Source organism: Burkholderia anthina, assembly GCF_001547525.1.
GTDB classification, from domain to species: Bacteria; Pseudomonadota; Gammaproteobacteria; order Burkholderiales; family Burkholderiaceae; genus Burkholderia; species Burkholderia semiarida.
Genome location: NZ_LNJP01000003.1, coordinates 1,021,835 through 1,041,632, shown reverse-complemented (window position 1 = coordinate 1,041,632; position 19,798 = coordinate 1,021,835). Strand labels below are relative to the sequence as shown.

Genomic DNA, 19,798 nt, shown 5'->3' with positions numbered 1-19,798 from the left:
GACCCGGGCGGCGCGGGCGGCTGCACCGGCGCCGAGGCGACTTCCACGACACCTGGAAAATCCAACGAGAATATTGCTATGCAGATCGCCCGTCGAGGTGAGCCGCACGGTAGTGGCCTCGGACAAACCCGCTGGGGCGTCGAGCGCCCCTTCGCATGGCTGCGCAACTTCAGGCGCTTGCGTATCCGGTTCGAACGCCTCGCTGCCACACGCGAGGCGTTCATGAAAATCGCCGCTTGCATCATCTGCTGGCGGCAACTTCAAAAATCATTCTGCCAGCGTCTCTTATGCCCACCAAACTGAAAGCGCTGATTGCGCACGCTACCGCCCCGGGCCGCAAGCCGTTCGAGCCCGGGCGCGTGCGGCGCCAGCAGCAATGGCTGCTGTACGGGAGCGGTGTGGCGATCACGGTGTTCGTGCTGGTTTGCGCGGCACTTGTCGTGCGACTCGACCTGCAGGAATCGCTTACGCACTACCGTTCGGAGTTTCTGGTGCGCAAGGCCGACCTGCTCACGGAGATGGAGGTGGTCAGGGCGCTGCAGAACCGCTATGTCGAGAACATCGAGTTGATCGCCAAGAACCGCACGGCCGTGGCGCCCGATACGCTCGGGCGCTTCGCCGACGATCGCGGCAGGCTGGTCGTCGTTGGCGAGGCGGGGCGGGTGGCGTTTGCCGCGTTCGCGGTCGCTTCGTCATCGCAGTCGGCAAAGGCCTATGCTCCGTGGCTGGGCAGGCTGCTCGCGCAGAGCGAGGTCACGGGCACCATGCCGGCACAACAGCCCGGCGATCCGGGAATGGGCGGATATCTGATCGATCCGGAAGGCAATTTCGTCATTGTCGCCGGGTATCCGTTGGTCAAGCAGGTGCTGGCGCTGCCCGCGGGCTTCGACATCAAGGCATTGATCCGGCAGTTGCAGCCGCCGCCCGAGTTCATATCGGCGGCGGCCGAATCGGATTACCGGAAGATCCTGCTGGACCGGCGACAAGACCCGCTCGTCGGACGTTCGGTGCTGCGGTTCGTGCAGGCAGTACGCGACGCGCAGGGCAAGCCGATCGCCTGGTTTGCCCTTGTCACGCGACCTGCGATCGACGATTTTCTGCGTTCTTCGTCCGTCGGCAAGGATTACGCGCTGGTTGCCCCGGGCGCGCATGTCCTGACGGGGCGCGAAGCGGATCCGGCGCTGACTGCCCGCGCACTCGACTTTGCGCAAGGGGCGCACGATGAAAGGGCGGCGCTCCATCGCGTCGGCATGAATATCGTCATCGGCGACCAGATGGCGGGGTTCCGCGCGGCGTTGATCGCGACCATCTCGTGGCGCAGCCTGTTCGACGACGTCGCTGCCCGCCTCGGAATCGCGATCGGTCTCGCGGTGCTGGCGATCGGCATGGTGTGGTTCGCGATCGTGATGTTCGACCGACGCGCGCTGCGCCCGATGAACCGTCGTGCAATCCGGCTGATCGAAAGCGAGGCGCTGAACCGCACGCTGATTCGCACGGCGCCGGCCGGGCTCATGCTGCTGTCGCTCGCCAACGGCGACACCATGGTGCGCAACGAGGCCGCGCAGGCATTTGACGACACCGGAACCGAGCCGCCGCTCGGCAAGCGCATCTGGCAGGCCTATCACGACAGTATGGCGGGCGGGCGGACGCCACGTGTCGTCACGCACGAATTGCCGGTCCGTCTCGCCGGCGACGGGACGGCCTTTCTCGCCGCGCACATCGTCCGTACGCGCTATCGCGGCGTCGATGTGTTGCTCTGTACGCTGACCGACATCACCGCCCACAAGCGGGTAGAGGGCATGCTGCGCGAGGCCCGGGAGGCGGCGGACGATGCGAACAAGGCGAAGTCGACGTTCCTCGCGACGATGAGCCACGAGATCCGCACGCCGCTGAACGCGATCGTCGGCAATCTGGAGTTGATGGAGCGCGCGCCGTTGCCGGCCGACGAGCGGCGACGCCTGCAGACGGTGATGTCGTCGTCGGATGCGTTGCTGCGCGTGATCAACGACGTGCTCGATCTGTCGAAGGTCGAATCGAACCAGATGGTGCTGGAGGCCGTGCCGTTCGATTTGCGTGCGGTTGTGCGCGACGTCGCGGCGATTTTCCGTCCGCTCGCCGCCGCCCGGCACCTCGCGCTCGAATGCAGGATCGATCCGCGACTGGCCGACGGTTATGTCGGCGACCCCACTCGCCTGCGTCAGATCGTGTCGAATCTCGTCAGCAACGCAATCAAGTTCACCGAGCGCGGCAGCGTGACGATCGAGGCGCGCCCGACGGGCGCCGACGGTCGAGCGCATGGCGTCGAGGTGGTGGTACGCGACACCGGTATCGGTATCGCGCCGGAGAGTCTGCCGACGTTGTTCGACGTGTATGTCCAGACCGATGCGTCGATCTACCGGCGCTTCGGCGGCACGGGGCTCGGCCTGCCGTTGTGCCGGCGCCTCGCGCGGCTGATGCATGGCGACCTGGCGGTCGAGACCCGGCCGGGCCAGGGCGCGACGTTCATCGTGTCGCTGCCGTTGCGCGACGCCCCGTCCGGATGGCGCGCCGAGTTCGACGAGACGGATTCCGCCGCATCGTCGTTGCCGGCATACGCGGCGGGCGAGACTCCGCTGCGCGTGCTCGTTGCGGAGGATCATCCGGCGAGCCGCGCGCTGCTGCGCGATCAGCTCGATGCGCTGCATTGCGACGCCATGCTCGTCGCGAACGGTGTCGAGGCGATGCGCGCGTTCTTCGCGCATCCGTTCGACGTGGTGCTGACCGATCTCGGCATGCCGGAACTCGATGGCTTCGCGCTCGCGAACTTCCTGCGCGAGCAGGGGGCGAAGGTGCCGGTGATCGCGATGACCGCGCATGCGACCGAGGAGGATCGGCGGCGCTGCGCGCAGACCGGCGTCGCGGAGGTCGTGCTCAAGCCGCTGTCGATCGATGCGCTCGGCGCGGTGTTGCGGCGCCACGGAGGACGCGGCGCGGCGGCGTCGCATCAGGCCGATCGTGCCGCCCGGCCGGTGCCGCCCATGACGGACGAGATACGCGAAAAATTGCGTGCCTCGACGCTGCACTCGCTGGCGACGATCGATGCCGCGTTGCTGCACGGGGACGTCGCATGCCTCCGCGGCGAACTGCATTCGATGCGAGGCGGTTTCGCGCTGGCCGGCGATGCGGAGTCGAGCGAAGCATGCGCGAAAGGCGAGCGCATGCTGGCTGCGGGCGGTCTCGACGCGCTCAAGCGGGAATGGCCGGAGATACGCGCGGCGATGGAGGCCGCGCTGGCGAGATTGGCCGGCATCTGAACCGATTGGCGCCGCGCCGGGCTGCGCCTCCTGCGCCCGCACTTCTTCCGCGAAACCGATGAAGCCGAGCCCGCCGAGCGGATGCTCGTTCATGGTGCTCGCGGAGATCCTGTCCACGCACGCGTTGCCGCTGTCGCGCGGCGTGACGGCCGGTTTCGCGTGGGTGTTCCGCGCGCAACGGGCCGCGATTGCACCGATCAGACGTCAGTTTGCGTCCTTGACTATCATGCGCCCATGCGGGGCAGATGCCGCATGTCGCGATAACCTAACTGTGAGGGCATCATGGCAAGACAGACGATGGCGGAATACCTGGCGAAGACGCTGGCGGCAGCGGGCGTCGAGCGCATCTGGGGCGTGACGGGCGACAGCCTGAACGGCCTGTCGTTCAGCCTGAGCCAGATCGGCTCGATTCGCTGGATGCACACGCGGCACGAGGAAAGCGCGGCGTTCGCGGCCGGCGCGGATGCCGCGTCGACCGGGCGGCTCGCCGTTTGCGCGGGCAGCTGCGGCCCCGGCAACCTGCACCTGATCAACGGCCTGTACGATTGCCACCGCAATCACCAGCCGGTGCTCGCGATCGCCGCGCACATTCCGTCGACCGAGATCGGCCTCGGCTATTTCCAGGAAACCCATCCGCAGGATCTGTTTCGCGAGTGCAGCCACTTCGCCGAACTCGTGACGAACGCGTCGCAGTTTCCGCGCGTGCTGGCGCGGGCGATGCGCACCGCGATCGAGGAACGCGGCGTCGCGGTGATCGTGCTGCCGGGCGACATCGCGCTCGGCGACGGCCCGGACGAGGCGCCTGCCTGGAGCGAATCGGCGCCGCCGTCCATCGTGCCGGCCGATGCCGATCTCGACCGGCTCGCGGCGCTGCTCAACGGGTCCGACGCCGTCACGCTGCTGTGCGGTAGCGGCACGCAGGGCGCGCACGACGAAGTGGTCGCGCTGGCCGACACGCTCGGCGCGCCGGTCGTGCATGCGCTGCGCGGCAAGCAATTCGTCGAATGGGACAACCCGTTCGACGTCGGGATGACGGGGCTGATCGGTTTCAGCTCCGGCTATCACGCGATGGAATCGTGCGACACGCTGCTGATGCTCGGCACGGATTTCCCTTACCGGCCGTTCTATCCGGCGAACGCGAAGGTCGTGCAGATCGACTGGAAAGGCTCGCAGCTCGGCCATCGCGCGCCGCTCGCGCTGGGGCTCGTCGGCACGGTGAAGGAGACGATCGCGGCGTTGCTGCCGCGCTTGACGCGCAAGACGCAGCGGCGCTTCCTCGAGAATGCGCTGAAGCACTATGCGGCCGCGCGCAAGGGGCTCGACGATCTCGCGGTGGCCGAGCCGCCGGGCCGCGCGATTCATCCGCAGTACCTGACGAAGATCATCGACGAAGTCGCGGCCGACGATGCGATCTTCACGGCCGACGTCGGCACGCCGACGCTGTGGGCGGCGCGCTACCTGACGATGAACGGCAAGCGGCAACTGCACGGCTCGTTCAACCACGGGTCGATGGCGAATGCGATGCCGCAGGCGCTCGGCGCGCAGGGCGCGCATCCGGGGCGGCAGGTCGTGTCGCTGTCGGGTGACGGCGGGCTGTCGATGCTGCTCGGCGATCTGCTGAGCGCCCGCCAGCTCAAGCTGCCGATCAAGATCGTCGTGTACAACAATAGCCTGCTCGGCTTCGTGTCGATGGAGTTGAAGGCGGCCGGCTATCTCGACACGAACGTCGACCTGAGCCCGACCGACTTCGCGGCGATCGCGAAAGGCGCCGGCATTTTCAGCGTGCGCGTCGAGCATTCGGAGAACGTCGAGCACGCGTTGCGTACGGCATTCGCGCATGACGGGCCGGCGGTGGTCGACGTCGTCACGTCGAAGTACGAGCTCGCGATGCCGCCGAAGATCGAGCTCGCGCATGCGAAGGGCTTCAGCCTGTTCATGCTGCGCGCGATCCTCAGCGGGCGCGGCGACGAGATCGTCGAACTCGCGAGAACCAACTTGCGGTGACGGTGTGCTGCGCGTCGTGCAATCAGCATGGCGCGCGGTGCACAGCGCGGGCAGTGCCGCCTGCTTGCACACGGCATCGATGACCACCGTCGACGCCGTCGGCGGGTGGGGCGCGGGCGAATGGCACTCCGCATCAATGTCCAGACCCCATTTCGGCCGCCACCACGAGGTCGCGGGCCGACGATCTCGCCGCGATCGAGAGACGACGCGGCATCGGGTGTGGATCGTCGGCGAGCGTTGCGCCGCGCGCTTGCCGCGGCGCGTCGATCGCCGCGCGTGGAACGGGCGAGTGGTCGGGCACGAATGGGTCAGGCGAATCAGGGTCAATCTTCACGTCGCCTTAAGTTTGCGTTTCCTAGAATCGATTGACCGTCGCGCGTCCTGCGGCGGACCGATTCGCCAGGAGGATGCGCATGAACCTTGCCCGTGTCGCCGTAACCCTGTTGCGCGCAGTCGTCGGCACGCCGCCGCTGAGCGCACAAGCGCTGGAGGCGCGCCTATGACGTGGCCGAACGCGTGGCGTGTCTCGGCACTGTTCGTGCGCGAGTGGGCGGGCCGGCCGGCCTCGGTGGGCGCGTTGTGCCCGAGTTCGCGGCATCTGGCGCGCGAGATGGCCGACGCGGTGCCGGGCGGCGACGGGCTGGTCGTCGAGCTCGGCGGCGGCACTGGCGCAGTCACCGCGGCGCTGCTCGAACGCGGCGTCGCGCCACGGCGCCTCGTCGTGGTCGAACGCTCGCCGGCGTTCGTGCAGCATCTGCGGCGCCGCTTTCCCGGCATCTCGATCGTGTCGGGCGACGCGCGGCAGCTCGAGCGGCTGCTGCCGCCGGGCGCCACGGTCGACGCGATCGTGTCGTGCCTGCCGCTGCGCACGCTGCCGCGTGAGGACGTGGCGGCGATCCTCGGTCAATGTCAACGCGCGCTGTCGGCCGACGGCGTGATGATTTAGTTCACATACGATCTGCGCCCGCCCGGCCGTCATCCGCTCGGCGATCCGGGATTCGTCGCGTGCGACAGCCGGATCGTCTGGGCCAATCTTCCGCCGGCACGCATCGTCACCGTGCGCTGCGCCGCCGCCGAATACGCCGGCTGAGCTGGCCGCGGCGTGGCGCCGCATCCTTGCAGCGGCCATACCGATTCTTCCAGTTTCCATTCATCGTGCCGTCATATCCGGTTCGTGCCTCTGGATGGGTCGACGCGTCGTAAGCAGTGCTTGTGGTCAGGTCGCCGGTGTCGTGTCGGCGATACCAGCGATATGGTCACGCGCTAGACACGCGCGCTGTCCGTTACCTGCACCCCGGGCCGCGACGCGACCCGCTTGATGAAGCGATCGAGCGGCGTCGCGTAGCCGTGTGCGACGACCGCGCTCACGCCGGCCGACAGCGCCAGATAGGCGACGAGCAGCGCCAGCTTGCCGTCGCCATGCGTGGCAGACGGCGGCCAGAACGTGCGCAGCGCGCCGAGCACGATCAAATGGAACAGATACAGCTCATAGCTGAGCCGGCCGCTCCAGCGCAGCGGCGCGAGCATGCGGCCGTGAGCCGATGTAGGTTCCGCATGCGCGCCGATCAGCAGTATGGCCGTGCCGAGCGCCATGGCGGACACGCCGAACACATGGCTTTCGGCGATCGGCCACGCGAGATAGAGCGCAGTCATCAGTGTGGCGGCGAGCCATTGCACGGACGCGGCCGCAAGCGACCGCCATCGCGCGCGTGCAGCCAGCAGCGCGGTGCAGCAGCCGATCGCGATGCCGTCGAAGCATGCGAAGTACGCATAGAGGAAGCCGGCTTCGTCACCCTGATGCGTGTAGCGGTACACGGGACCGATCGCGGCAATCAGCAGCCAGAACGCGAACAACCGCGTGTCGCGGCGCAGCGCCATGCACAGCAGCGGGAACGACAGATAGAACACCTCTTCGACCGACAGCGACCACAGCACGCCGAGCGCGTAGTTGACCCATCCGTACGCGCCGATCAGCACGTTCATCCAGAACGTGAGCGACGCCAGATTCACGAGCCAGTACGACACGGCGATGCCCTGCGGCGCATGGTTCGTGAAGATCGGCACGCCGGCCGCCGCGAGGCCGTTGACGAGCGCGAGCAGCAGAAGCAGGCACGGAACGATCCGGGCGACCCGTGACACGTAGAACGCGCGCACGTCGAGCGCGCCGAGGCTGCCCCAGCGGCGGCGCGCGTTCGACGTGATCAGGTAGCCCGAGATCGTGAAGAACATCGTCACGCCGTAGTTGCCGTTGCGCGCGATCGCATGGATCGTGTCCCAGCCGAGCACGCGCGCGAGTGCGGTGTCGCGCAGCGAATACGCGATGTTGAAGTGATGCAGCAGGACGAGCAGGATCGAGACGCCGCGCAGCAGGTCGATGCGGGCGTTGCGGGGGGCGGTGCTCATTGCGGCCGGGCCGGTTCGGCCAGCGTCGGCAGCGCCGCGAGGAACGTGTCGCGCGAGCGCAGGCCGGCGTTCGGCGTCTGCCGCTCGTCGTCCTGGATCAGGTTCGCGAACACCAGCGTGCGCGCACCCTTCGTCGCCCAGCCGACAAACCAGCCGTATGCGTGCGCGGCGTCGTACTCGATACCCGGCGAGCCGGTGCCGGTCTTGCCGTGCACCGTCCAGCCGCCCGGCTGCGTGTCGATCAGCGTGATGCGCGCGGTCATGTCGTACGCGTGCGCGCTGACGGGCAGCGTCCGTCGTGCGATCCCGCGCATGAACGCGATCTGTTCGAGCGGCGAGATGCGCAGCGACGAATTGACCCACGCGCCCATCACGCCGGGGCGTTCGCCGTCGTTGCTGGTGACGTCGGCGTTGCCGTAGGCGAACGCGCTCGTGTACTGCTGGAAGCGTGCGTGCCCGAGCGCCTGCGCGACCTGCTCCGAATACCAGAAGATCGACAGCTTCATCCAGCGTGCCGGGTCGGTCGGCTCGCGCCACGGCGCACCGCCCCAGTCGGGGTAGCCGGTGTGGAAGTGGAGCGTGGGCGTGTGCTCGTCCTTCAGCACGCCGGCGTCGAAGCCCATCAGGCCGATTGCGACCTTGAACGTCGATGCAGGCGTCACGCGGGTCGTGCAGTCGCCCTGCTGCACGAGCACCGTGCCGGTGTCGGCGTCGGCGACGACGGTGCAAACGGGATGGGCGTGAGACGGCGCGGCGGCCGCGAGGCCGGCGAAGGCGAACAGCGCATGGCGCCAGGGCTTCAAGTGCAACTCCTTGGAAAGCGTGCGGAAGGTGCGCGGGCGGGAAGCGGGAGGGCCGTGCGCAATCGAAGCCGACGGCCGGCATGGGTGAGTGCGATCGAGGCCGTCGGGGTGGGTCACAGTGTATCGGCGGATCGCCGGCTGTCGACCTGTCATGGTTGACGGGGCGCGCATGGCGACGCTCGCCGGGTCCAGCGGCTCGTGTCGATCACACGCATTGTCACGCCGATGAAAGGCTCGCGGCCGTCCTGTGCCTGCGGGCGGACAAAGCCACCTCGCGCGGACCGGCGCGGTTGTCGCGTGGTGGCAGGGGGAGGCGGCTGCCCGGGGCTTGCGACGCGTTACAGGTCCGGATCCAACCCGAAGTGCAGGAGCGTTTCCCGGCGGCAACGCGCTTCGGCGTCGGCTATCGAGATGACGCTCAGCGTGCTCTTCGACCGGTCGATCGGCCCCACGTCGAAGACTTTTCGTTGCGGCGGCGCGGGCGAGTGGAGGGCCGGCAGTGTATCGGGCGCGACGGTAGCCGTATTTGACGCCTGCGAGTGTCCGTCATGACGTTCGTGCGTGATGAGCGCGTGGATGAGCTGCTTGAACTGCGAGAAGCGAATGGGAAGATGGGTGTTCGGCGCGCGACCGCGTCCGGCCGTGGGCTTCACAATCCGAAAGCCGGCAATTGGACGGTGTTTCCGAGTCATCCGTATATCCCTTTTTCGATCAGGTATCGTTGCAGTGCCAGTACTGACGCGCCATGAGGCGCAACGTTGAATGTCATCACGCGATGCGATCCGGCCGCCCGCCAGAAGTCTCGTCCGGATCGCGTCGCGTAAAGCGCATGCAGAGACCGAAGCGATCCGTCGGCCAAGCCGACCGGATATCCCTGGAAGTACTGGAACAGTGCAGCCTCGTCGCCATGCGTGCCGGGAATGGGCGCATCGAAACCAAACCGCGGCCACGCGTAATATCCGCAGAGCCGAGGCCCGCCGGGTTCGGGTGGTGCTTTGCGGCCGCCTATTGCGAATGCGCTGATCCGCGCGATCTTCAACCTATCACATGCCCTGACGATTCGCCACAGCATCGCCGCGCCGAGCCCGACGACAGCGTTATCGACGAGATCGATGATCCCAAGTTCCAGTATGGACGCTTCGTGGGTTTGAAGCACGGATACGCGGTTCTCGGATCGGATGAGTCCTGGATGCGTCACGGAGAACGTCAGTCGATTCGTGCTATCGAGATACACCTGAACGTCCGACCCGGCAGGCGCACCACACAGCGAAACCAGCAGTTCGTCCGGCACGTCGCCGTCCACGCCGAGGCACGCGGCGATATCCAGATCGTTTCGATCGACCGTGAGCCGATCGTCCAAGTACATCGTCTCGTATGGCAGGACGTGACTGAGATCGACACGCTGAACGGTCATGGCTGCGGGCGACGAGTGGAAAGCGCCCAGCATATCGCCGCGCCCCCGGCGGGCCGAGTCCGCCAAACGGCTGATCGGATGTCGACTCGATTGCCCGTCGTATCCGCCTTGCCCCTGTCGAACGTCGGCAGCGCCGCGCGGCAGGCCGGCTCGTAAAACAGCAGGATCCGTCCGTCGCGCGGCATGCCATTTTTTGCACGACTGCCCCGTTTTTTTGCACGGCTTTTATACGGTCGCTTCTAAGCTGGGGACGTGTCGAACAGCCGGGACGGCTTCCGTCCGCGCCATGACCTTCATTCATCCCTTTCCCGCGTTCGATGCGCGTTCCGCCCGCCGCCCGCTGAGCCGGGAACGCCGATTGCTCGGTTAATCCGCCGCCGATTCGCCGGCCGGCGTGCTGTCCGCCGGTCGGCAACGGCGGCCGTTTGTGCGCTGCGTCGAACGCGGCGCTACCCCTGAACAGGGAGGGCCCATGTACCTTACGGAAGAAGTGCGTATCGCGCGCCCGGCCGCCCGTCGCGCGCACGCTGCGGCGTTGCCGTCGGGCAGGCAGCTTGCCCGGCAATTGATGGTGACGGTTCGCGCGGCGGACGTGCTGCTGCGCCAGGCGATTCGCGTGCCCGATCGCCATCAGTGGTCGGTCGACGCCGAACGCGTCGATGCGGCCGGCGGGCCGCTCGCCGCGTGGGATTCCCACGTGACGTTTCGCATCGTCAAGTCACTCGCACCGGCGTTCGATGCGGACGGGGATGCGAATGCGGCCGACCCCGATCAAGTCGCGGTCGAGATCCGGTTGTTTCTTCCCGAACAGGCTTATGTGGCCGAGCGGCGCATCGGCATCTTCGGCCGGCGACACGGCCAGCGGTTCAGCGCGACGCTGTCGGTCACGGCCGGCTCGCAGTGGGGCGGCCGGCGCAGCGAGCACGTTCCGCCGGCAGGGCGGCACGTGCACGGCGACACGCTCGAAGCGCTCGTGGACACGGTGGCCGGCATCGTCAACGCGGCGTTGCGTGCGGCCGGACATGGCGCGACGGGCCACGGCTGAGCCCGCGGCGAGCGAGCGCCGGCGGGCTCAGGCGTCGCCGGTCTGCCCGGTCTGCCGTTGCAGGTCTTCCATCAGCTGTTCCGCGAGGAAGTCGCACGGCGGCCGTTTCGACTTGGTGCTGCGCGCGAGGATCAGCTCGAGCGGCGGCAGATCGGGCAGCCCGTGCGAGCGGCCGAGCATCGACAGTTGCGCGGGAATCGCGCAGCGCGCGAGCGGCGCGACCGCGAGGCCGGCCTCCACCATGCTGAGCAGCCCGAGCAGGCTCGGGCTTTCATACGACGTGCGGTACGGCACTTTCGCGCGTTCGAGGCTGCGGATGGCGTTCTCGCGCGCGACGCTGCCCGGCATGAACACCGCGATCGGCAGCGGCCGCTCCTCCCACACGCGCGGCCCGTTCGTCATCGCGGCCCACGCCATCGGCTCGTGGCGGATGAAATCGCCCGACAGCCCCTTGATGCGCGTCCCGCACACGAGATCGACGGTGCCCTCCTTGATCAGCGGCGCGAGCGCGCTGCTCGGCAGCCCCATCACCTGAATCTCGACCTTCGGGTAGGTCGCGGAGAATTTCTTCAGCACCGATGGCAGCAGCGACGACGCATAGTCGTCCGGCACGCCGATCACGACCTTGCCGGTCACTTCCGGCCGCACCACGGCCGCCCATGCCTCGTCACGCAGCGCCAGCATTCGTCTGGCGAATCCCAGCAGCACCTCGCCTTCGCGCGTCAGCACGATGCTGCGCGGCTTGCGCACGAACAGCGGCCGGCCGATCGCGTCCTCCAGGCTCTTGATCTGCATGCTCACGGCCGACTGCGAGCGGTTCACGGCCTCGGCCGCGCGGGTCATGTTGCCGGTTTCCGCGACGGCGACGACGGTGGCCAGCACGTCGTGATCGAGCATCTTCATGGGGTATCAGGAAAACTGAACGTAACGATCAGCATTATGCGTTTTTATTGTTGCTGTGTGTCTGCCATAGTGCGATCACGCTGGCGCTTCGCCCGACGAGGCGCGGCGCTCGGGCCGGACGATCCGGCGTGCGGGACCGAACAGGGAAGCGTGGTGAATCGATGATGGACCATCCGTTGCGCGCCGCACTGGCCGCGGAATTGCATGCGCGGCCGTTCCTGCGGCTCGCCGAAGCCGTATCGCTCACGCATTACGCGATCTATGCGGACGGCCAGCCCGACATCCACGAAACGCTGCTGCACGCGCTGTGCCGCGACACGGGCATCGACGCGCCGCACGAAGGCGCGACGCACCACGCGGTGCAGTCGCCGTGCGGCTGGCACCTGAAGTGGGAGCGCCACACCGAATTCTCGACCTTCACGTTCGTCGCGCCGCGTCGCGACGCCGGCTATTTCGACGATCTCGCGATCACCGGCATTCCGGCTGCGTGGTTCGCGCGGCTGGCGGGCATCCGCTTCGTCGCGGTGCGGATGGAACTGCTGTCGGGCGATGCCGCGCAGCGTGTGTGCGGCGACCTGCGGCGCTGGATCGACGGGCCCGCGCTCGTCGGCAGCCACGTGCTCGGCGGCGGCAAGGTGTTCTGCGACTGGCACGTACGCGACGACGGCTTCATGCGCTTTCTCGTCGTCGACGAGGATTTCCGCGAGGAGCAGGGCGGCCGCCTGCTGCAGCGCCTGTACGAAATCGAAACCTACCGGATGATGGCGCTGCTCGCGTTACCCGTCGCGCGCCGGATGAGCCGCGAGCTCGACGAGATCCATGCGGCGCTGCATGCGTTGATGCAGCGGATGGACGCGAGCGGCGCCGACGGCGACGACGCGGCGCTGCTCGTCAGGCTCACGCATCTCGCGGTGCGCGTCGAATCGTTGTCCGGATCGGGGGCGCGCTTCAGCGCGTCGCGCGCATACGAAAAGCTCGTGCTGGCGCGCATCCAGGAGCTGCGCGAGGAGCGTATCGAAGGGATGCCGACGATCGCTGAATTCATGGAGCGGCGCTTCGCGCCGGCGATGGAAACGTGCCGCAGCGTGTGGGCGCGCCACGAGCAGATCGCCGCGCGAATCGCGCGTGCGGTCGACCTGCTGCGCACCCGCGTGAATCTCGCTCAGGAAAAGGACGTCACGCGCCTGCTGGCCGGCATGGAGCGCACCGCGCGCAACCAGCTTCATTTGCAGCACGCGGTCGAAGGGCTGTCGGTGGCCGCCATTTCGTACTACGTGTTGTCGCTCGCGACGGCGGCGTTCAAGGCGCTGCACGTGATGAACCTGCCGGTCGATCCCGAACTGGCGGAAGGGCTGCTGATCGCGCCGGTCGTGTTCGCGGTGATCCACATCACGCGGCGCACACGGGCACAGCTTGCGCGGTCCGAGGCGGCGCATGACGGGGAATCCGTGCGCGCGGCGGCGTCGAAGCGGGCCCTGAAATATCGATGACCCATCAACGCAAAGGAGTGGAGATGACTTTTTCGCAACAGCAAACGGCGCTCGATAGCGGCTTCGACGCCACGTTCGGCGAACCGGCCGCCGACGACGCGGGTATGCCGGAAGATGCGCGCGCGACCTCGTATCAGTCCGTGCTGCAGGAGCCGACGATGTCGCTCGTCGGCAATACGATCGATCGGCCGGAGATCGCGGCAGTGGCGATCCTCGGGTACAACTGACGCGCTTCTCGCGTCGTTTCGACGTCACGCGGGACAGCGTTGTCTTTCGTCCCGCATGACCGGCATTCAACCGGTCATTTTTTGCGCGTCGCACGCGCATCGCCTTTCCCCTTCGATCTTTCCGCCGCGTGCTCGAGCGCTAGCTCGACGAACGCGCGCGCGGCCGCACTCCGATACGCGCCCCTGCGTTGCAACAGCACGGCCGTGCGCCGCAATACCGCCGGGTCCAGCGCGAGCGCGACGAGATCGTCGTGCTCGACGGCGATCGTCGCGGGCAGCAGCGTGGCGAGGTTCGTGCGGCGCACGATCTCGATCACCGCACCGAGAGAATTCGCTTCCATCAGCACGCGCGGCTGCACGTCGTGCGCGCGGAAATAGCGGTCGATCTGCGTGCGCGTCGCGAATTCCGCGGTGAGCAGCACGAGCGGCGCGTCGTGCAGCATGCGCAGGCCGACCTCGCGTCTGCCGCCGAGCGCGTGCCCGCGGTTCACGACGAGCGCCAGCGTTTCGACCAGTAGCGTTTGCGCGTCGATATCGGCTGTCTGCACCTCGTCGAATGCAATGCCGACATCGAGCTCGCCGTCGACGAGCTGCGCCTCGATGCGCTCCTGCGACATCTCGCGCACCGATAGCGACACGTCCGGATAGCGGCCGTGAAACGCCTCGACGAGCGGCCCGACGAGATAGCTCGTGAAGGTCGGCGTGACCGCGACGCGCAGCGAGCCGCGGCTCAGATCCTGCACGTCGTGAATCGCACGCCGGCCTTCCGCGAGATCGTGCAGCGCCTGCCGCGCATAGCGGAAATAAACGCCGCCGGCATCGGTCAGCCGCGTGACGCGGCCGGTGCGGTCGAACAGTTGCGCGCCGAGCGTGTCCTCGCGCTGGCGGATCTGCTGCGACAGCGCAGGCTGCGACACGTGCAGCGCGGCGGCCGCGCGCGTGAAGCTGCGGTGTTCGGCGACGGCCAGGAAGTAGTGGATGTGACGCAGCAGCATGGCGGTTCCTATAAGTCCTGCTTATCCGGTGGATCATAAAACAGTCTTTTACGTTATCGGAAGCACGGCGTAACCTGCCCTTCATCGATTCCACCCGCACCGGAGAACACGCGATGAAGGACATCATCGAAGGTTTCCTGAAGTTCCAGCGCGACGCGTATCCGGCGCGCGCCGCGCTGTTCCGCGACCTCGCGCGCAGCCAGCACCCGCGGGCGCTGTTCATCTCCTGCTCGGACAGCCGGCTCGTGCCCGAGCTCGTCACGCAGCGCGAGCCGGGCGACCTGTTCGTGATCCGCAATGCGGGCAACATCGTGCCGTCGTACGGCCCGGAGCCGGGCGGCGTGTCGGCGTCGGTCGAATATGCGGTCGCCGCGCTGCGCGTGACCGACGTCGTGATCTGCGGGCATTCCGATTGCGGCGCGATGACCGCGATCGCGACGTGCCAGTGCATGGATCACATGCCGGCCGTCGGCCACTGGCTGCGCCATGCCGATTCGGCGCGGGTCGTGAACGAGGCGCGCACGCATCGCAGCGAGCGCGAGCGGATCGACGCGATGGTGCGCGAGAACGTCGTCGCGCAACTGGCCAACCTGAAAACGCACCCCGCCGTGCGGCTCGCGCTGGAGCAAGGGCGTCTCGCGCTGCACGGCTGGGTCTACGACATCGAGTCGGGCTGCATCGACGCCTACGACGGCGCGAGCGGCCGGTTCGTGTCCCTTGCGGACCATCCCGGCGTCCGCGCCACCCCCGCGACGCTGCCCGTCGCGGCCTGAATCGCTCCTGCTCCCACACCACTACGAGGAATTGCCATGATCCAGTCCCAGCACAGTCAGACGGCGCGCCACGCGCTGGCGGAAACCGTCGTCCTCGCGAAGGCGCGCAAGAACCTGTCGTTCGCGCAGCTCACCGAAGGCACGGGCCTGAGCGAGGCGTTCGTCACGGCCGCGCTGCTCGGCCAGCATGCGCTGCCGGCCAACGCGGCGCGCATCGTCGCCGACAAGCTCGGCCTCGACGACGACGCGGTGCTGCTGCTGCAGACGATCCCGCTGCGCGGCAGCATCGACGATCGCGTGCCGACCGACCCGACCATCTACCGTTTCTACGAAATGCTGCAGGTGTACGGCACGACGCTGAAGGCGCTCGTTCACGAGAAGTTCGGCGACGGCATCATCAGCGCGATCAATTTCCGGCTCGACGTGAAGAAGGTCGACGATCCCGAAGGCGGGTCGCGCGCGGTGATCACGCTCGACGGCAAGTACCTGCCGACCAAGCCGTTCTGACGCCGGTGCGAGGCCGTCACGGCGGTGCCGCGCGGTTCCGCCCGACGTGCGCCGGCGGGCGCACGTTCGCGGTGGCGTGGGCGCATGACGACGCGCTATAGTCGTGCGACGCCCGCCGAGGGCGCCGCACCCGGCGGTCTTTTCACGTACGCGTTCGCTTCGATGACAACCCGTCCCGACGTCACCCTTCAACTGACCGACACCGAGCAGCCGGCCGCGCGAGACTTCATCAGCCGCAAGCTCGGAGAATTCAACCATGCGTTGACGGGGCGTGCCGATGCGGCGGCGCTCGATGTCTACGTGACCGATCCCGCGACCGGCGACGTGTTGGGCGGCCTCACCGGCCGCACGTCGCTCGGCCTGTTCTTCATCGATTTGTTCTATTTACCCGAATCGCTGCGCGGCGGTGGCTTCGGCAGCCGGCTGCTGCGCGAGGCCGAAGCGGAGGCGAAGCGGCGCGGTTGCGCGCGTGCGGTGCTGTACACGATCTCGTTCCAGGCGCCGGACTTCTACCGGAAGCACGGTTACGAGACGTTCGGCGAAGTGCCGTGCGAGCCGGAAGGCGCGGCGCGCGTGTTCATGGTCAAGGTGCTTTGAGCGGCAACGGGCCGCTTCCTGACGTCTCGTGACGCGCCGGTCGCCTCGCGCGGCTCGCGAATCACCGCCCGGGCGCCGCACGCTCGACGATCATGTCGTACAGCGCCCGCGCCGCGGGCGACAGTTGCGCGCTTCGGCGCGTGACCAGCACGAGCGTGCGCGACACCGACGGCTCGACGAGCTCGATCGTGCGGATCATCGGATACGCATTCTTCTGGAGCGCGAGCTTCGGCACGACGGCCGCGCCGAGCCCTTGCGCGACGAGCCCGAGCGCGGTCGAACTGCGCTGCACCTCGTAGAACGAATGCAGCGATACGCCGCTCGTTTTCAGCGCGCCTTCGAGCAGCCCGCGATTGCCGCTCACTTCGCCGGCGAAGATCAGCGGATGCGGCTGCAGCGCTGCCCAGCGAATGCGACGCCGCTTCGCGAGCGGGTGATCGTCGCGGCACACGAGTACGTAAGGGTCATGCGTGAGCGGCACGCTGACGAGTTCCGGGTGCTGGTCGCCGGCGATGCCGATGCCGAATTCCGCCTCGCGCCGCAGCACGGCCTGCAGCACCGACGCCGACGCGTGGTCGAGAATCTTCACGCGATCGTGCGGCCGGTGCCCGGAAAACGCGCGCAGGATGCGCGGCAGGTACTGCACGCCGACCGTCGGCACGCACGCGATCGTGACGTCGCCGCGCTGGCTCAGGCCCGTCTCGCGGATTTCGGTCAGCGCATCGGAGAGCTCGTTCAGCAGCCGGCGCGCCTGCGGCAGGAAACGCCGGCCGATCTCGGTCAGCGTGGTGCGGCGCGTCGTGCGTTCGACCAGCGCGACGCCGAGATACGCCTCGAGCTTGCGCAGCCGCTGCGTGATCGCCGTTTGCGTGACATGCAGCGTATCGGCTGCCTGCCTGAAGCTGCCGCCGTCGGCGATCGCGACGAAAGCCTGGACACCGAGCGTATCGATTTTCATCAGAATTTTGAATCAATCACGATATTAAATTCATTTTACTGAAGGCCGGCGGCAGTCGCAGAATGCGCTGGACCGATGGCCAGCCGCTTCCCCCGCGCGGATGCGCGGCGGCCGCTCATGCCGACAAGGAGATCTATCGTGACGACCCCGCTCGATCAATACGCGGATCAGTACGTGCAGTTCGAGGACGAACGGACACGGCCGGTGCGCGACTTGCTGGCCGCCGTGCCGAACACACCGATCCATACGGCGATCGATATCGGCTGCGGGCCCGGCAATTCGACGGAAGCGCTGATCGGGCGCGCGCCGGACGCGACGATCCACGGGATCGATGCGTCGGCGGACATGATCGCGGCCGCGCGCAAGCGCCTGCCGGCGCTGCGTTTCGACGTGGCCGATGTTTCCACCTGGGACGATCCGGGCGGCTATGACCTGATCCTGTCGAACGCGGTGCTGCAATGGGTGCCCGCGCACGACACGCTGTTCCCGATGCTCGTCGGCCGGCTCGCGCCGGGCGGCCATCTCGCGGTGCAGATGCCCGACAACCTCGACGAACCTGCGCACCGGCTGATGCGCGAAGTCGCCGCGGCCGGGCCGTGGGCCGACAAGCTGAAAGGCGCGGCGCGCACCGAGCGGTTCGATGCGCGTTATTACCATGCGCTGCTCGCGCCGCTGTGCTCGCGCGTGGACGTGTGGCGTACGACCTATTACCACCCGCTGCGCGGCGGCGCGGATGCGGTCGTCGAATGGTTCAAGGGCAGCGCGCTGCGGCCGTTCCTCGCGGCGCTCGACGCGTCCGAACAGCGCGCGTTTCTCGCGCGCTATCGCGACGCGCTGGCCGGGCCGAACGGTTATCCGCCGCAGGACGACGGCACGGTGCTGCTGCCGTTTCCGCGCCTGTTCATCGTGGCGACGCGCAAGTAACGTGGCAACGACGCGGCATCGATTAGACCGATGGCCGTGCGTCAGCGCACCGCCTGCACCGATGCCGGGGCGCCGACGCGGTGGCGCAGGTCAGCGCAAGATGGCCGGCGGCGCGCCGCCGTCGCGCGCTTCGGTGGCGGGGCGCGCGGCGGTGGCCGAACCCCACGCGGCGAGTTCGCGCTTCGTGCGTACGCCGAGCTTCGCGAAAGCACGCTTCACGTAAGACTCGGCCGACGCGACCCGCACGCCGAGAATCCCGGCGGTTTCCGGCACGGTCTTGCCGGAGAGCAGGTGCTTGCAGGTTTCGTATTCGCGCTTCGACAGCTTCACGCCGTCGGCCGCGAGCCGCGCATCGAATTGCGCGAGCGGATGGACGTCGGGCGTCGCGTGCGCGATGCGCCGCGCGGCGGTGGTCGATGCATGCAGTTCGAGCAGCGGGAACAGCATGTCGCTGATGCTGCGGAAGCGGTTCATCTCGGCGAGCGTGAACGGCGGGCGGTCGCGGCCGCGCTCCAGCGCGATCGAATGCTGCGAATAGCGCGTGCCGCGTGCGAGCACGCATTCATGCCCGATATGCACGTCGTCGAACAGGCGCTGGCGGAATTCGCCAGGCGGGATCGCCGCGATGTCGCGCACGACGAGCATCGTGCCCGTCTTGCCGCGCAGCCCCGCGAACAGCGGGTCGCTGTCGAGAAAGCGCTCGTAGTAGAGCGTCATCACGTCGGAGATTTCGGTGGACGCGGCGCCGATGCCGCTGCTGCCGATCCATTCGCAACGGTAGCCGGTGGGCATCGTGCCGTCGACGCGCGAGCGTTCGACGTGTGCGACGTCGAGCGGCACGATCTCGTTCAGCAGTTGCGTGAGGCGCGGCACGAAGTGCGGCGTGCCGACCGTCTCGATCAGCTCGCCCAATGCCTTGAACGACACGTTGAAGCGGTCGTTGTCGCGGTGGAAGGAATTCACGTTGAGCAGCATGCGGTTCCGAAGGGCCTGTTCCGCCCATGACTCGCGTTCCCCTGATACGAAAAAAACAGGTGTCGGGCCGGCCCTCGGCGGGGCCGACCGCACGCCCGTCATCCGCGGGAGCAGGCCCTTGACGCGGCTGGATTCTAGCGTTTGCCGCGAAGGACGTCATCCGGGGAAATACCGGCAGGCGTCGTGTCGATCCGTTCGCCCCGTAAAACGTCGCGCGTCACCCCGAAGAGGGCATACCGGGGCAGTGTAAACGAGTCACTGCATCTCCACCTTTTTCTTGCGCGGCTACGCGTCGATGCGTTCCACCTTGCCCACGAGCAGCCCGTACGGCAGGCTGCCCGCGAGCGCCCTCGCGGCGATGCGGGTGGGCAACGGTCGTCTCCTGTGTTCTATGCGCCGGCCGACGCGTGCGAACGAGGCGGCCGAGTCGAATGGCGTTGGAGCGAACGTTGGAGCCGTGGCGCGGCGTGCGTCGACATTGGGGCAG

The 19,798-nt window shown here is 67.7% G+C and carries 17 protein-coding genes and 2 pseudogenes; 11 read left to right on the top strand and 8 right to left on the bottom strand.

Annotated features, from left to right (window positions below; genetic code table 11):
- Positions 1–84: 84 nt before the first annotated feature.
- From WS64_RS33490 to WS64_RS24860, 4 genes and pseudogenes are all read left to right on the top strand, one after another.
- Positions 85–303: pseudogene (locus WS64_RS33490) on the top strand (transposase); the annotation flags it as partial.
- A complete protein-coding gene (locus WS64_RS24870) occupies positions 288–3,293 on the top strand; it encodes an ATP-binding protein (RefSeq protein WP_060968017.1) in 3,006 nt (1,001 codons plus the stop codon). The pseudogene WS64_RS33490 and the gene WS64_RS24870, both read left to right, overlap by 16 nt.
- A 282-nt stretch (positions 3,294–3,575) precedes the next feature.
- Complete coding sequence (poxB, locus tag WS64_RS24865; RefSeq protein WP_059579660.1) at positions 3,576–5,297, top strand: ubiquinone-dependent pyruvate dehydrogenase; 1,722 nt, start codon at positions 3,576–3,578, stop codon at positions 5,295–5,297.
- A 499-nt stretch (positions 5,298–5,796) separates the two neighbouring features.
- Positions 5,797–6,387: pseudogene (locus WS64_RS24860) on the top strand (class I SAM-dependent methyltransferase).
- Positions 6,388–6,560: 173 nt separating this feature from the next.
- Here the strand turns inward: WS64_RS24860 and WS64_RS24855 are convergent.
- From WS64_RS24855 to WS64_RS24840, 4 genes are all read right to left on the bottom strand, one after another.
- A complete protein-coding gene (locus WS64_RS24855; RefSeq protein WP_060968016.1) occupies positions 6,561–7,700 on the bottom strand; it encodes an acyltransferase family protein in 1,140 nt (379 codons plus the stop codon).
- Entirely contained in the window at positions 7,697–8,503 is an 807-nt protein-coding gene (gene blaOXA, locus WS64_RS24850) for an OXA-1043 family class D beta-lactamase (RefSeq protein WP_060968015.1), read from the bottom strand. Before blaOXA ends, WS64_RS24855 begins: the two co-directional genes overlap by 4 nt.
- A gap of 338 nt (positions 8,504–8,841) precedes the next feature.
- Positions 8,842–9,195, bottom strand: a complete 354-nt coding sequence (locus WS64_RS24845) for a hypothetical protein (RefSeq protein WP_060968014.1) — start codon at positions 9,193–9,195, stop codon at positions 8,842–8,844.
- Positions 9,192–9,869 carry a hypothetical protein gene (locus WS64_RS24840; RefSeq protein ID WP_244166678.1) on the bottom strand — a complete coding sequence of 226 codons (678 nt, stop codon included), beginning with the start codon at positions 9,867–9,869 and terminating at the stop codon, positions 9,192–9,194. The genes WS64_RS24845 and WS64_RS24840 overlap by 4 nt, the downstream gene beginning before the upstream one ends.
- A 520-nt stretch (positions 9,870–10,389) precedes the next feature.
- On the opposite strand from WS64_RS24840, the gene WS64_RS24835 reads away from it, so the two are divergent.
- Positions 10,390–10,962, top strand: a complete 573-nt coding sequence (locus tag WS64_RS24835; RefSeq protein ID WP_059640534.1) for a hypothetical protein — start codon at positions 10,390–10,392, stop codon at positions 10,960–10,962.
- 27 nt (positions 10,963–10,989) lie between these two features.
- On the opposite strand, the gene WS64_RS24830 is transcribed toward WS64_RS24835, so the two are convergent.
- A complete protein-coding gene (locus tag WS64_RS24830) occupies positions 10,990–11,865 on the bottom strand; it encodes a LysR family transcriptional regulator (RefSeq protein ID WP_006485479.1) in 876 nt (291 codons plus the stop codon).
- Between the two features lie 161 nt (positions 11,866–12,026).
- On the opposite strand from WS64_RS24830, the gene WS64_RS24825 reads away from it, so the two are divergent.
- Positions 12,027–13,355: a DUF3422 family protein gene (locus tag WS64_RS24825; protein ID WP_060968013.1), complete on the top strand. Its 1,329-nt coding sequence runs from the start codon at positions 12,027–12,029 to the stop codon at positions 13,353–13,355.
- A 23-nt stretch (positions 13,356–13,378) separates the two neighbouring features.
- Positions 13,379–13,582, top strand: a complete 204-nt coding sequence (locus WS64_RS24820; RefSeq protein ID WP_060968012.1) for a hypothetical protein — start codon at positions 13,379–13,381, stop codon at positions 13,580–13,582.
- 74 nt (positions 13,583–13,656) lie between these two features.
- Here the strand turns inward: WS64_RS24820 and cynR are convergent, their stop codons facing one another.
- Positions 13,657–14,577 carry a transcriptional regulator CynR gene (cynR, locus tag WS64_RS24815; protein ID WP_060968011.1) on the bottom strand — a complete coding sequence of 307 codons (921 nt, stop codon included), beginning with the start codon at positions 14,575–14,577 and terminating at the stop codon, positions 13,657–13,659.
- Between the two features lie 113 nt (positions 14,578–14,690).
- Here cynR and WS64_RS24810 point away from each other — a divergent pair, with 113 nt between their 5' ends.
- The 3 genes from WS64_RS24810 to WS64_RS24800 all read left to right on the top strand — a co-directional run bounded on the left by WS64_RS24810 (position 14,691) and on the right by WS64_RS24800 (position 16,454).
- Positions 14,691–15,350, top strand: a complete 660-nt coding sequence (locus WS64_RS24810) for a carbonic anhydrase (RefSeq protein ID WP_060968010.1) — start codon at positions 14,691–14,693, stop codon at positions 15,348–15,350.
- A 36-nt stretch (positions 15,351–15,386) separates the two neighbouring features.
- The gene (cynS, locus tag WS64_RS24805; RefSeq protein WP_060968009.1) at positions 15,387–15,857 is read left to right on the top strand and encodes a cyanase; all 471 of its coding nucleotides are present in this window, start codon (positions 15,387–15,389) and stop codon (positions 15,855–15,857) included.
- A 162-nt stretch (positions 15,858–16,019) separates the two neighbouring features.
- Positions 16,020–16,454 carry a GNAT family N-acetyltransferase gene (locus WS64_RS24800; protein ID WP_059640590.1) on the top strand — a complete coding sequence of 145 codons (435 nt, stop codon included), beginning with the start codon at positions 16,020–16,022 and terminating at the stop codon, positions 16,452–16,454.
- A 61-nt stretch (positions 16,455–16,515) separates the two neighbouring features.
- Here the strand turns inward: WS64_RS24800 and WS64_RS24795 are convergent, their stop codons facing one another.
- The gene (locus WS64_RS24795) at positions 16,516–17,412 is read right to left on the bottom strand and encodes a LysR family transcriptional regulator (protein ID WP_059640526.1); all 897 of its coding nucleotides are present in this window, start codon (positions 17,410–17,412) and stop codon (positions 16,516–16,518) included.
- Between the two features lie 138 nt (positions 17,413–17,550).
- Between WS64_RS24795 and tam the strand changes: the two genes are divergently transcribed.
- Positions 17,551–18,336, top strand: coding sequence for a trans-aconitate 2-methyltransferase (gene tam / locus WS64_RS24790; RefSeq protein WP_060968008.1), 786 nt, complete (start codon positions 17,551–17,553; stop codon positions 18,334–18,336).
- Between the two features lie 90 nt (positions 18,337–18,426).
- On the opposite strand, the gene WS64_RS24785 is transcribed toward tam, so the two are convergent.
- Positions 18,427–19,311, bottom strand: coding sequence for a helix-turn-helix transcriptional regulator (locus WS64_RS24785; RefSeq protein ID WP_060968007.1), 885 nt, complete (start codon positions 19,309–19,311; stop codon positions 18,427–18,429).
- Positions 19,312–19,798 lie beyond the last annotated feature (487 nt).